10 protein-coding genes are annotated in these 13,584 nt (G+C 46.5%); 6 read left to right on the top strand and 4 right to left on the bottom strand.

The window, feature by feature from the left end; all coding sequences use genetic code 11:
- Positions 1 to 164 precede the first annotated feature (164 nt).
- The 6 genes from J3L11_RS08425 to gcvP all read left to right on the top strand — a co-directional run bounded on the left by J3L11_RS08425 (position 165) and on the right by gcvP (position 7,989).
- Positions 165 to 740: a UPF0149 family protein gene (locus J3L11_RS08425; RefSeq protein WP_207570730.1), complete on the top strand. Its 576-nt coding sequence runs from the start codon at positions 165 to 167 to the stop codon at positions 738 to 740.
- A gap of 34 nt (positions 741 to 774) precedes the next feature.
- Positions 775 to 2,019: a 2-octaprenyl-6-methoxyphenyl hydroxylase gene (gene ubiH, locus J3L11_RS08420; RefSeq protein WP_207570729.1), complete on the top strand. Its 1,245-nt coding sequence runs from the start codon at positions 775 to 777 to the stop codon at positions 2,017 to 2,019.
- Complete coding sequence (locus J3L11_RS08415; protein WP_207570756.1) at positions 2,019 to 3,242, top strand: FAD-dependent monooxygenase; 1,224 nt, start codon at positions 2,019 to 2,021, stop codon at positions 3,240 to 3,242. Before ubiH ends, J3L11_RS08415 begins: the two co-directional genes overlap by 1 nt.
- 241 nt (positions 3,243 to 3,483) lie before the next feature.
- A complete protein-coding gene (gcvT, locus tag J3L11_RS08410; RefSeq protein ID WP_207570728.1) occupies positions 3,484 to 4,578 on the top strand; it encodes a glycine cleavage system aminomethyltransferase GcvT in 1,095 nt (364 codons plus the stop codon).
- A gap of 23 nt (positions 4,579 to 4,601) precedes the next feature.
- Positions 4,602 to 4,991, top strand: a complete 390-nt coding sequence (gene gcvH / locus J3L11_RS08405; protein ID WP_189617804.1) for a glycine cleavage system protein GcvH — start codon at positions 4,602 to 4,604, stop codon at positions 4,989 to 4,991.
- A gap of 109 nt (positions 4,992 to 5,100) precedes the next feature.
- The gene (gene gcvP, locus J3L11_RS08400) at positions 5,101 to 7,989 is read left to right on the top strand and encodes an aminomethyl-transferring glycine dehydrogenase (RefSeq protein WP_207570727.1); all 2,889 of its coding nucleotides are present in this window, start codon (positions 5,101 to 5,103) and stop codon (positions 7,987 to 7,989) included.
- A gap of 253 nt (positions 7,990 to 8,242) precedes the next feature.
- Here gcvP and J3L11_RS08395 read toward each other — a convergent pair whose 3' ends face one another.
- The 4 genes from J3L11_RS08395 to J3L11_RS08380 form a co-directional block, all read right to left on the bottom strand.
- Positions 8,243 to 9,115 (bottom strand): hypothetical protein, encoded by an 873-nt coding sequence (locus tag J3L11_RS08395; protein WP_207570726.1) that lies wholly within the window; start codon positions 9,113 to 9,115, stop codon positions 8,243 to 8,245.
- On the bottom strand, positions 9,103 to 11,082 hold the full coding sequence (locus tag J3L11_RS08390) for a Piwi domain-containing protein (RefSeq protein ID WP_207570725.1): 1,980 nt from the start codon (positions 11,080 to 11,082) through the stop codon (positions 9,103 to 9,105). The genes J3L11_RS08395 and J3L11_RS08390 overlap by 13 nt, the downstream gene beginning before the upstream one ends.
- Before the next feature lie 496 nt (positions 11,083 to 11,578).
- Positions 11,579 to 13,117, bottom strand: a complete 1,539-nt coding sequence (locus J3L11_RS08385) for a phospholipase D family protein (protein ID WP_207570724.1) — start codon at positions 13,115 to 13,117, stop codon at positions 11,579 to 11,581.
- A 131-nt stretch (positions 13,118 to 13,248) separates the two neighbouring features.
- On the bottom strand, positions 13,249 to 13,584 hold a 336-nt coding region (locus J3L11_RS08380; RefSeq protein WP_207570723.1), incomplete at its 5' end, for an IS3 family transposase.

Raw genomic sequence — 13,584 nt, 5'->3', positions numbered from 1 at the left:
GCAAGTTGCCCTGACCACAGTTTTCCATGGTTGCCGAGTGATTGCCGATTCCCTGAGCAATCGTTGAAAATCATGGCAATAACCGCAGTTTTCCTTGCTGCCCTTGGTGCAAAGTCACAGTTCTGATAGCATGACAAAGTATTTATCTACGGGACAACTTGGTTATGGCAACTCCCCCATCATTACGAATTGACAATCTCCAGTTGGCGCTGGACAGCGCCGAGATCGGCCAACATCCGGTTGAGGTTCACGGTGCACTGGTAGGTATCATCTGTGGCGGAGCGGTAAAGTCGCAAGAATGGCATCAACCTTTGCTGGAACTAATGAACGACGGGCAGCCATTGCCGCCGGAATTGGCAGGCCTTATTCAGGAGCTGGCGCAAGATACGGTTAATCGGTTGCAGGATGCTGAGTTTGGATTTGCCCTGCTGTTACCGGAAGAGGAAGAATTGCTCGCCGTACGCTTGGAAGCTCTATCATTGTGGACGCAGAGTTTCCTGACCGGCATTGCTATTGCGCAGCCGGGGCTGAATCAGGCGTCGGAAGATGTGCGTGAGGTGATCAAGGATCTGGCTGAAATAACTCAGGTGGATCTCAATGTGGCTGAAGACGATGAATGTGAGCAAGCCTTCCAAGAATTGCTAGAGTTTGTACGTATGTCCGCTATTTTGTGTTATTCCGAATTTGTGCTGCATCAGCAAACGGATGCCGAGCCCCAGGATCAGGGCATACTGCATTAATACTGGCCGCTAACCGTGGCCCAGTGAGGGATGAATGAATCCGCAATCCACTGATATTGATATTGCCATTGTCGGCGGTGCCATGGTGGGCGCATCGTTGGCGCTGGCGCTGGATAATCTTGGCCGTCAGCTAAAACGGCCGTTAAAACTGGCGCTGATTGAAGCCCATACTCCTGGCACAGGACAATCCGGGTTCGATGCCCGCGCCATTGCTGTGGCGCATGGCTCGCGTCATCTACTGCAACAGTTGGGGATCTGGCCGACACTGGCACATCTTGCTACTCCAATTCATGACATCCACGTGTCGGATCGAGGCCATTTCGGCATGACCGAGATCAACAGCCGTAGTTTTAACCTCGACGCCTTAGGGACAGTGGTAGAACTGGAACGGGTGGGGCAAACGCTGTTTGCTGCGCTGGCAAAAACCGACATCGCGCTATTTTGTCCTGCGGAACTCATTCGCATTGATAGTGAACCCCAGGGGCACACTCTGACGTTGGGCGATGGGCAACAGCTGCGCTGTCAGTTGCTGGTGGCGGCGGATGGTGCACATTCCAAAGTGCGGCAACTGCAACAACAGCCACAGCAGATCAGCGCTTTTGGGCAGAGCGCCATTATCGCTAACGTTGCCAGCAAGCGTCCACATCAGGGCATGGCCTGGGAACGTTTTACAGAACATGGCCCGATTGCCTTATTGCCGATGGCTGATAGTAACGGTCAGCCGCGGCTGTCGCTGGTGTGGGCTATGCCCGAACACACCGTGGCTGAGCGCTTAGCATTATCAGACAATGATTTTCTTGACGCATTACAACAGGCGTTTGGTCATCGCGCCGGACAGTTTACAGCGGTTGGCAGCCGCCACAGCTATCCATTGGCATTAAGTTATATGCCGCGACCAGCGTTTCACCGCACTGTGTATGTCGGTAATGCCGCGCAGACGTTGCATCCGATAGCTGGTCAGGGTTTTAACTTAGGACTCAGAGATATCAGCGGCTTGTTGGCAGTGCTGACGCCCGTGCTACAACAAGGCGGTGATGTGGGCGCAGTGACGGTGATCCATGATTATCTGGCCTGTCGTGAAAACGATCGGCGACAAACCATCAATAATATTGAATTTCTAGTGCGTGGTTTCTCCAATCAATACTGGCCGCTGGTGGCGGGGCGTAATCTTGGTTTGCGGCTGTTATCTTGGTTGCCACCATTAAAGGTACCCGTGGCACATCGGGCGATGGGGTGGCACGGCCGCGAAGCCTGTATAGCACTAGCAAGGAGTCGATGATGTTTAAATCGCAAAGCTATGATGTTGCCGTTGTTGGCGGTGGCATGGTGGGGCTAGCGACCGCTTGCGGGCTAGCCGAAGCCGGATTATCTGTATTGGTGATTGATGCCGCTGCGGCAGCACCTGTCAGTGGCGAGCCTAAACTGCGTGTCAGTGCCATCAATGAGGCCAGCCGGACATTGCTGGAACATCTCGGCGCTTGGAGTAACTTGCCTCAGGCGCGCTTGGCGCCTTATAGCAAAATGGATGTGTGGGATAAAGACGGCATGGGCCGTATTCAGTTTGATGCCGAACAACTGAGTGCTGATAGCCTAGGTGCCATTATCGAGAACGATGCTATCCATTATGCGCTGGCGCAGCGTGCTGCCGAACTAGATACGTTGACACTGCTGGAAAACACTCACCTGCAGCGACTGGCATTTGGTGAGCGTGAAGCCTGGTTGACGCTAGAAAATGGCGACAGCTTATCGGCCACCTTAGTGGTTGCCGCCGATGGCGCCAATTCTTGGGTGCGGCAGCAATGTCAGATCCCACTGACCTTCTGGGATTATGATCACCATGCCATTGTGGCCACTATTCGCACCCAGTTACCACATGGCAATTGTGCTCGGCAGGTGTTTTCTGCTGCAGGCCCGCTGGCATTTCTACCGTTATACGATACACACCTGAGCTCGATTGTCTGGTCACTGCCACCAGAACAGGTCAGTGAATTATTGGCGTTAACACCGCAACAGTTTAGCCAGCGGCTAACGGCTGCTTTTGATGGCAAATTGGGCTTATGTGAACTTGCTAGCGAACGGCAGAGCTTCCCGCTGCGGATGCGTTATGCCCGACATTTTGCTCAGCATCGGTTATTACTGGCTGGCGATGCGGCGCATACTATTCATCCGCTGGCTGGGCAGGGAGTCAATTTGGGCTTTTTGGATGCGGCGGCGATTATCGATACCGTTACCAAGTTACATGATGCAGGTAAAGACATTGGCGCTTATGAAAACCTGCGGCCACTGGAGCGTTGGCGTAAAGCTGATGCCGTGCAAATAATTACCGCAATGGAAGGTTTGAAACAGCTGTTCAGTGGCAGTCACCCGCTGAAAAAAGCACTGCGCGATTTAGGTCTCAACTTGGTGAATAATACTGCTCCCGTGAAAACTGTGTTCATGCAACAGGCCATGGGACAAAAATTCAACTTACCCCCACTTTGTCGAGCCGATAACGGCCGTTGAAACCAGTTCAGTAACTCCTTAAAAACAGCCTGGAAACTGCGAGTTTCCGGGCTTTTGTTTTTTATCGGTGGTTATCTAGGTGAATTTTATTCAAGTTAATAATAAGAAAAACTAATCCGAAACTTTCGGATTAGAAATTTCCCATGTATACATATTTCGCACGCAAGGTATACTTTTCCGGCACTTCAAACTGATGTCAGGTGTGATAAATACCTGAAGGCCCCGACAGAAAGGGATAACAATGGCTAATAAAACTGTACTCTTTAACAAGCATCTTGAAATCAATGCCAAGATGGTTGATTTTCACGGTTGGGACATGCCTCTGCACTATGGTTCCCAGATTGAGGAACACCACGCGGTGCGTAATGACGCTGGCATGTTCGACGTTTCCCACATGACAGTAGTCGATGTGACTGGTAATGGTGCCCGTGACTTTTTGCGTTATTTGCTGGCTAACGATGTAGCCAAACTGCAACAGCCCGGCAAAGCGCTGTACAGCGGTATGCTGAACGAACAAGCCGGGGTGATTGATGACCTGATCACTTACTACTTGAGTGACACTTATTATCGGGTGGTGGTGAACTCGGCCACGCGTGAAAAAGACCTGGCATGGATCAATGCCCAGGCCAAAGCCTTTGCTGTTGCCATTACTGAGCAGCCACAGTTAGCGATGATTGCCGTGCAGGGGCCGAATGCCAAAGCCAAAGCTGCAACAGTATTCAGTGATGCCCAAAAAGCGGCTGTTGACGGCATGAAGCCTTTCTTTGGCGTACAAACAGAAAGCCTGTTTATTGCCACCACCGGTTACACCGGTGAAGCTGGCTACGAAATTATGGTGCCAGAAAACGAAGCCGCAGCACTGTGGCAGGCACTGAAAGATGCCGGCGTAGCACCTTGTGGTTTAGGCGCGCGCGATACTCTGCGTCTGGAAGCGGGGATGAATCTTTATGGTCAGGACATGGACGAAACCATCAATCCACTGGCCGCCAATATGGGCTGGACCATTGCTTGGGAACCCGCTGACCGCGACTTTATTGGCCGCGAAGCACTGACTGCCATTAAAGCGCAGGGCAGTGATAAATTGGTGGGGCTGGTGATGGAAGAAAAAGGCGTGCTGCGCCATGAAATGCCAGTATTTTTCACCGATGCCAACGGTAACGAGCTGCAGGGCGTGATCACCAGTGGTTCCTTCTCGCCCACATTAGGCTATTCTATTGCCATGGCTCGGGTTCCTGCATCAATCGGGGATTCAGCCGAGGTGGAAATGCGTAAAAAACGCGTAGCGGTTAAAGTGATTGCGCCAAGCTTTGTGCGCAACGGCAAACAAGCATTCTGAAACACGGGAAAGGATTAACAAGAATGAGCGATATTCCTAACGAATTACTGTACACATCGTCGCACGAGTGGGTACGCGAAGAAGCTGATGGCAGCTACACCATCGGGATCACAGAACACGCACAGGAACTGCTGGGCGACATGGTATTTGTAGAGCTGCCAGAAGTGGGCGATACCATTGATGCCGGTGATGATTGCGCCGTGGCTGAATCTGTAAAAGCTGCATCTGATATCTACGCGCCGCTGTCAGGTGAAGTGATTGCGGTTAACGAAGCACTGGAAGACAGTCCCGAACTGGTCAACAGCGATGCCTATGGTGATGGCTGGTTCTTCCGTATCAAGCCTTCAGATGTGTCCGAACTGGACAACCTGTTGGACGCAGAAGCCTATCAGGCTGTCATCGACGAAGAATAATCGTGGGTGTCAACGAAGCCCTTGTTAAGGGCTTCGTGCGTTTAAAAAAGAGACCGATACAGCGCCGCCCTACGGCTGCATATCGGCGAATACAGAATTAAGGTTAATCATGACCAAGCAAACCCTCACTCAGCTAGAGCAGCACGATCTCTTTATCCGCCGCCACATTGGCTCCGATGAGACCCAGCAACAACAGATGCTGGATTATGTCGGTGCCGAGTCTCTGGAAGATTTGACCGCGCAGATAGTCCCGGGATCGATTCGTCTGAACCGGGAACTGGCACTTGATGATCCCTGCGGTGAAGCCGCCGGTACTGAGTCAATCAAGCAGATTGCCGCCAAGAATAAAGTCTTCAAAAGTTACATTGGTATGGGCTACTACGGCACCGATGTTCCTGCCGTTATTCAGCGTAACGTGCTGGAAAATCCTGGCTGGTATACCGCGTACACGCCTTATCAGCCTGAAATCGCCCAAGGCCGTCTGGAAGCCATTCTTAATTTCCAACAACTGTCGATGGATTTGACCGGTTTGGATCTGGCCTCCGCCTCACTGCTGGACGAAGCTACCGCGGCCGCTGAAGCCATGGCCATGGCCAAGCGTGTCTCTAAAGCTAAAAAAGCCAATATCTTCTATGTGGCGGATGATGTATTCCCGCAGACACTCGATGTAGTGAAAACTCGCGCCGAATGTTTTGGTTTTGAGGTGCTGGTCGGCCCGGCTGATGAAGCCGTTAACCATGAAATTTTTGGCGCGCTGTTTCAGTACAGCAACAAGCAGGGCGCTATTCGTGATTACACCGCACTGTTTGCCCAACTGCACGAACAGAAAGCCGTTGTTGCCGTCGCTGCCGACATCATGTCGCTGGTGCTGTTGAAGTCTCCTGGCAGCATGGGCGCAGATATCGCTTTTGGTAACACCCAGCGCTTTGGTGTACCTATGGGTTACGGTGGCCCGCACGCCGCGTATTTTGTCACTAAAGATGAACATAAACGCTCTATGCCTGGCCGCATCATCGGCGTATCCAAAGATACTCGCGGTAATGTGGCATTGCGTATGGCAATGCAGACCCGTGAACAGCATATCCGCCGTGAAAAAGCTAACTCCAATATCTGTACGGCGCAGATCCTGCTGGCCAACATGGCGTCTTTCTACGCCGTATATCATGGTCCCGATGGTCTGAAAACTATCGCTAACCGCATTCATCGGCTGACCGATATTTTGGCTGCTGGACTGCAAGCCAAAGGTGTAACACTGCTAAATAGTACTTGGTTCGATACCTTAACATTCAAGGTGGCGGACAAAGACGCGGTTATCGCCCGCGCGCTGGCGGCACAGAGCAACCTGCGTATTGATGCGGATGGTGCCCTGGGTGTGAGCTTGGATGAAACCACCACTCGCGCCGATGTTGCTACGCTGTTTGATATCATCCTCGGTACTGGTCATGGGCTGGATATCACCGCGCTGGATGCCGCGATTGTGGCGGCGGGCAGCAACTCGATTCCTGCCGCATTGCTGCGTGATGACGCCATTCTCACCCATCCGGTGTTTAACCGCTATCACAGCGAAACCGAGATGATGCGTTACATCAAGCGCCTAGAAAACAAAGATCTGGCGCTGAATCATTCGATGATTTCCCTCGGTTCTTGCACCATGAAGCTCAACGCCGCGGTAGAAATGCAACCGATCAGCTGGCCAGAATTTGCTAATCTGCATCCATTCTGCCCACAAGATCAGGCGGAAGGCTATCATGAGTTGGTGCAGAATCTAAGTGACTGGCTGGTAGAAATCACCGGTTACGATGCCATATGCATGCAGCCAAACTCCGGCGCCCAGGGTGAATATGCAGGGCTGCTGGCCATTCGCAAATATCACCAGTCCCGTGGCGAAGCGCACCGTAATGTGTGCCTGATCCCGCAGTCGGCTCACGGTACTAACCCCGCATCCGCCCACATGGCGGGTATGCAGGTGGTGGTGGTGGAATGTGACAAGCAGGGTAACGTCGACATGGACGACCTGCGTGCCAAGGCGAGTGACATGGCCGCCAATCTGTCTTGTATCATGATCACATACCCGTCAACGCACGGGGTGTATGAAGAAACCATCCGCGACATCTGCCAAGTGATCCATCAGCACGGTGGGCAGGTGTATCTCGACGGTGCCAATATGAACGCGCAGGTGGGCATTACTTCACCCGGATTTATCGGCGCTGACGTGTCACACCTCAATCTGCATAAAACCTTTGCTATCCCGCACGGCGGTGGCGGCCCAGGCATGGGCCCAATCGGCGTTAAAGCGCATCTAGCCCCGTTTGTTGCTGGGCACAGCGTGGTAAAACTGGGTAAAGCCTGTGATAGCAACAGTGCTGTTTCTGCGGCGCAATATGGCAGTGCTGGCATCCTGCCCATTAGCTGGATGTACATCAAACTGCTGGGTGCCAAAGGCTTAAGATTATCGACGCAGAATGCCATGCTCAACGCTAACTATCTGGCGAAGAAGCTGTCTGAGCACTATCCGGTGTTGTACCGTGGCCGTAATGACCGCGTGGCACACGAATGTATCATCGATTTGCGTCCACTCAAGGAAGCATCCGGTGTCACTGAAATGGATATTGCCAAGCGTCTGAACGACTACGGTTTCCATGCGCCAACCATGAGCTTCCCGGTCGCGGGTACGCTGATGATTGAGCCAACGGAATCGGAATCAAAAGCAGAACTGGATCGCTTTATCGACGCCATGGTGGCTATCCGTAGTGAAATCGCTAAAGTCGAAGCCGGTGACTGGCCTGCGGACAACAATCCGCTGCACAACGCACCGCACACCATGGCCGACATCATGGACCCAGCCTTTAACGAACGGCCTTACAGCCGCGAATTAGCTGTATTCCCATGCGACGCCGTGCGTGCCAACAAGTTCTGGCCGACGGTTAATCGTATTGATGATGTCTATGGCGACCGCAATTTGATGTGTTCTTGTATTCCGGTTTCAGAGTACAAATAAATGGCTACTTAATCACATCAATTGAAGTTGGATACCGCTGCAATGTAGTTGGAAACAGCAATTGAAGTTGGATACACAGTGACTAAAAAGGCGAACCATTGGTTCGCTTTTTCTCATAAATTGGTTTTGCCCATTGCGAGTCAGCATCATGAATTTAGGCAAGGTGTGAAACACACTGATTGACCAAATTTTAGTAATACTACAGAGTGTCTATAGATATCAGGCCATACCACTCATATATTAAAAACATATTTTACTTGTCTTTTAATTCATTATTCAAAGACGTTAATTCATTATAATTTATTCCCAACGATCTATAACACAATGAGTAAAAATGTCTCATGAAAGTTTTTTTTGCTGTATCAGATTTGATGAACGTAAAGGCTCCAAAAAATCCTACTATCAACAAAATTTTGTCTAGCAGATAGGCTAATGGTTCCAGTATATTCCAGTTTTTAGTTGCGTATGTAACTATGTAAGGTGTGATCAAAGTAAGAAACCAACAAAATAACAAACTGCCTAAAATAGAGAAAAATAGGTTCAGCCGATTAGTTAATTTTCGCTGAATAATTCCTAGTTGTTTGTATGTGTTTATGTTTTCCGATTGATTGTACTGCAGACAACTTAAAGCTATTGCTTGTTTAACGATAAATAAGTCAAATAAATCGTTTATTTCAGTAACACAATTTCCAATATCATCTTTATTGATCTTATCTTTTGTGAGCAGTTTTTGTGCTAGTCGATCAATAGAGTTATTTGCTTTCAGCTCCAAATAAAAATCCTTACTTAGAGCATGATTAAATACATATAGATCTCTAAAGGAATGTGAGTTTAGGTAACTAGCGATATTAGACTTTTCTCTTTCTTCAGAGACTATTGCAGCAGCAATTTGGGTAATTAGATTGTTTGAGTAATGAAACCCTTTGAATGGTTTCATTCTTTGCAGCTTGGTTAATTCTATTTCAGCATCTTCAGAAGCAAAAACTTTTGAGCATAGCTCATCTTCTAAATCATTAGGTTTTGGAACAAAGGAGTGAACCCTTCCCTCTAAAAAACGATATAAAGCTAATTCTCTATCTGATGATTGATTGAGAAGTGAGCATTCAAGTTGTTCTAAATAAACCACAATTTTTCCCTCATCCCGTAGAGTGAATCAATATCCCAGTGATTTATAGCTAGCAAGTCACTAGTAAGTTGTGCCAATCGGTGGGGATATACAACTGTGACTGGATTTTTTCCAGGGAAAAAAGATCTGTGAGATAAATGAGAAAAAAACAAGACCTGCTTGCTTAACTCAAATAAATCTTTGTATGTTGATCGAGAATCTAGCCTTATCTGCAAAGGAGTACTACCTTTACCTCCCATTGACATCAAGGCTTGATTGGCGTTTAGTTTAATGAAACAACCTCTATCTAATTGATCTTTAACATTTTTAAATAGCTTGAATGGATGATTATAGCTTACTGATAATATTGCAAATTCAATCTCATAATCTGTGAACTCTTCAAGACATTGATTAATAGCGGAAAGTTCGTATCTTCTACTTGCGTCTTTAAACAGGTGAAATGTTATTCTTATTTTGGAGCCTTTGGCTATATTTCTAATTTCAATTACTTCAGCTAGCAAATGTGAAATATATTCCTGAAGAGTGTCACGATAGTCACTAATTTTACATAGAGGACTACAACTTCCTACAATATAAGACCCCATATGATCAAATACACTAGCAAAACCGATATTTCTAGTCCCATCTTCATCAATAGTTGAGCCAATACCAATTACAAATTCATTTATAGTTGAACCATCTTTTTCAATAGACCACGGAGTTCCACCTATTTTAGCGTAAACGTTTAACGATAGATTTCTCATCGTGTATTCATTGTTACTTCTTGCATTTTCTACAAGAATAGTTTGCGAAGGTATTTGCTTACTTATTAATTTAGCCTTCAGTCTATTATACGCCGACTTTGATTTTTGTTGAATTTTATCTTTTCGATAAAGAAATATTATTGAAAGATCAAATTGTTGATTTTGAAATTTTGATATAATGGAAGAATGTTCTCTTCTATCTTCATCAACGTAGATATTCTCGAAATTGACATCGGCAAGATGAAAAATATTCACTAGGTTTTGATGTAGTGTCCCTAGCATTCTTTCACATTGTTTAGCGTCTAATTTGGGTATAAATGCACATATTGATATGGACTTTCTATAAAATTGGTCATAGCTAAGGGGTTTTAATTGACTAATTGCTGTATGTGTATAACCTTTGGTCGTATTTTTATTGTAGTAGTATTGAATCGGCTTTTGGATATAGCTTATATCAAAATTGGTATTTGGAAGAGATAAGAAATTGATTTTGGATAGTTCTATTCCACCAACTCCTATCATTGAAATGTTTTTTGCTAAAAAATCAAAATTCTTTATAATAAATTCATGTTCATTGGTTTTGCTTGAAATTCTTTCTATTTCGTTGTCATATTTTTTTTGTAGGTTTGTTCTTTCAAGGTACTTCTTCAAGTTTGATCTGGAAGCAATAAGCTTATCATTTTTAATTTCAAAATCCCGTGTATCAATTCCAAGTTTTTTGATTTCGCTGAGTTCTTTAATAAAGCGCGGTTTATATTCCTTAGCCAAAGTAAATATGAAGATTGGTTTTACAGAGGTAGTTACATGGTGAACTGAAAAGTTACAATATGGCGAAAGCTCCAGAGCGTCCAATTGAAAAGGTTGTTCAGAGCTAATACGAAATGAATAGAGCGATGAGTACTTATTCTTGAATACCTTTCTTTTGTGGAACTCGAAAAATTGCTTTAACGAGATTGCTATTAGCTTAGACATAACACCGGGACAAGATTGGCTGTTGATCAAGACTGTATCAAAACCCATAGGTCTTTCATCAGTCTTATTTTCGGGCAATGCATACAAATACTTACCGTCTCTGTGGTAAAAGTACTTTTTTCCTTTTTCGCCAACGCATTCGTCGAACAATTCTTTAGAATATTCTGCTCGATAAACAGCAACTTCATCCCTAACTAATTCAATTTCTGCAAAATTAGGCTGGAGTTGGTTACTTGAAATTCCGTAGCTCAATGTATCGTCCTGTTTTACCCCTTTTATCCTTGATTATATTGTGTTCAATATGAAAAATTCAATATTATTAATGGAAAGCTGTCTAATCAGACAAATAATATGATTGACTGGATCCTAAGTCGTACTAATTTATATGTAGGCTTTTAACATGATGTGTAACCACGTTAATGTTGTTGAAGCGTTTTTTTTGGTGGAGCGAGGAGAGCATGAATGGACTATCTTTGGTATTAAAATAGGCTTTTCGTGGCAATTTCACGGCAAAACCCCGAAAGCTAGCTAATGGAGCACAATCCGAAAATGTTGGGACAGGCATCATTTGTGGTGGTAATCCCTACACATGGGGCTAGAAACTGATATTCATATTGAAAAGTTTGCCTATAGTTCACAGTGGTGCTTTATCACGTTACCTCGCATAGAATGACCTAGCACAAATCAGCGAAAGCCGATGTTGATTTGTTTGGTCTGCCGTTGCTATTTATCTCTGCCCAATCCCAGTCTACAAAATATTCTTCGGTACAATTCTGCGTAACTTCACTCCGATGCGTTTGGATAAGCTCTCCTCGCTATCGGGGTTAAAGTCTTTGGTGACTTGCCAGGCGTTGTCAGCTTCCATCTCTTTTAGCATGGCGGCTTTTACCTCTTGGGTGATCGCTGGCGAGTCGATCACTGTGATACTTTCAGTATTCAGATTGGCGCTACGGGGATCAAAATTGTAGGTGCCAATTACGGTGATGTGGTTATCAATGGTCATGGTTTTGGCATGTAGGCCAAAAATCGGTACGGTGGCTGAGCGTTTGTACATATGCTCCGACATCACTCGTTGCCTGATTTTGGCATCGGGTCTGAATTCATAAACTTCTACGCCAGTATCTAGCAACGCGGCTCGGTTTCTTTGATAACCGCTAAACGCTTCTAGGTTGTCGTTGGAGGCCAGACTGTTGGTGAGAATTTTAATGTTGATACCTTGCTTAACCAATTTACGCAGGAATGCTCGGTCGCTTTTGGTGGTAATCAAATAGGGCGTTTGAATCACGATGCTGTCGCTGGCGGTTTCAGCCAGCGCCACCAATTTATCGTGGGTGATGCTGCCACCGCCGAGGAAATGGCTACGATCATTCTTGCCCGGCAGGTCGGCCACATATTCCACGTTATCGACAAATAAAAACTTACCTTCATCTGCAAGCTGTTTGAAGGTGGCGGGTACGTCTTCAATCTCTGCCCTAATCTCTGGGCTGAAATTGGCAGGGTTGCAGGCGTAGGAATGTAGCCGTGAAAATTCGGGGTTGACTGGGGATGACAGTTTATCGAACAGTTCGGTGATAGGAACACTGAGCTTGCTTTGCCAATACTGCTCAAAAGAGCTTTCCACTGATTTAACGGCTTTACCGGCCAGAAACACGTCGCGGTCTCTGAAGTTATATTCGTGGTCGAAACCAAAATATTCATCGGCAATATTGCGGCCGCCGGTAATGGCAATTTGCTGATCAACCAGAAATACCTTGTTGTGCATCCGTTGGTTGATGCCGTGAAAATCGGTCAGCAGTGCGGTAACCTTTTGTACGATATTCTTACCCACGTTCACGTTTGGATTGTAAATTTTAATCTCAATATTCTTATGGGCGTCTAACATTAACAGCTCGTCGCCGCGGGCTTCCAACATGATGTCATCCACCAACACCCGCACTTTAATGCCGCGCTCAGCCGCTCGCACTAAATAGTCGGTCGCAATCAAACCCACATTATCAATGGAAAAGATAAAGTATTGTACGTCGATAGTTTTCTCTGCCCGCTCTGCCAGCCAAGCCCGAGACATCATTGCCTCTGTGCCTTGCTCCAATACATAAACACCGGTCTTGTGCTGCATCTCATTGGCGTAGGGCGCAGTAAATTCAGAGAGTGTTTGTGTGGTGCTCGTTGGTGGCACTGCGCAATAGTCTTGATCTGATAACGGCACGCTATCCGGGGTTGAAACGCAGCCAGCAATGAGCAGCAAGATAGAAGCTAAAGCGATATGGACGCAGGTTTTGTTCGACATAAGTACGGATAACAAGCAAATATATTTATGTTGGAATTGAGTAACATACTCGTTTGAGAGAATGATGTCACCGTTACGGTTAACGTGATGTGTATTAGTTCAGATGTTAATTTCTGTTGTCTGAATCGCCACTACTTCACTAGACGACTTTTAGCCTCATTAAAATACTGACGTTCATACTCTAACGGTGATAGTCCATCATTGGAACTATGCTGTCGTTTCGGGTTGTAAAACATCTCAATATAATTAAACACATCCATCTTTGCGTCGTCCCTTGTTGCATAGATTTTTCGCTTGATCCGTTCACGTTTCAGCAGTTGAAAGAAACTCTCGGCTACTGCGTTATCATGGCAATTGCCTCGACGACTCATGCTACCTTCCAAACCATGAGCACTCAGAAATTCATTCCAATCATGGCTCGTGTATTGGCTTCCCTGATCTGAGTGAACCAGTACTTTGCCATCAAG

The sequence above is a fragment of the Shewanella sp. 4t3-1-2LB genome (assembly GCF_017368415.1).
Taxonomy (GTDB): Bacteria; Pseudomonadota; Gammaproteobacteria; order Enterobacterales; family Shewanellaceae; genus Shewanella; species Shewanella fodinae.
The sequence above is the reverse complement of the archived record's forward strand: the minus strand, read 5'-3'. Positions and strand labels throughout refer to the sequence as shown.

Bases quoted from the DNA above. Each gene is read 5' to 3' on its own strand.
- J3L11_RS08425 (WP_207570730.1), top strand. From the start codon at position 165: ATGGCAACTCCCCCATCATTACGAATTGACAATCTCCAGTTGGCGCTG.
- J3L11_RS08385 (WP_207570724.1), bottom strand. From the start codon at position 13,117: ATGTCGAACAAAACCTGCGTCCATATCGCTTTAGCTTCTATCTTGCTG.
- gcvP (WP_207570727.1), top strand. From the start codon at position 5,101: ATGACCAAGCAAACCCTCACTCAGCTAGAGCAGCACGATCTCTTTATC.
- gcvH (WP_189617804.1), top strand. From the start codon at position 4,602: ATGAGCGATATTCCTAACGAATTACTGTACACATCGTCGCACGAGTGG.
- gcvT (WP_207570728.1), top strand. From the start codon at position 3,484: ATGGCTAATAAAACTGTACTCTTTAACAAGCATCTTGAAATCAATGCC.
- J3L11_RS08415 (WP_207570756.1), top strand. From the start codon at position 2,019: ATGTTTAAATCGCAAAGCTATGATGTTGCCGTTGTTGGCGGTGGCATG.
- ubiH (WP_207570729.1), top strand. From the start codon at position 775: ATGAATCCGCAATCCACTGATATTGATATTGCCATTGTCGGCGGTGCC.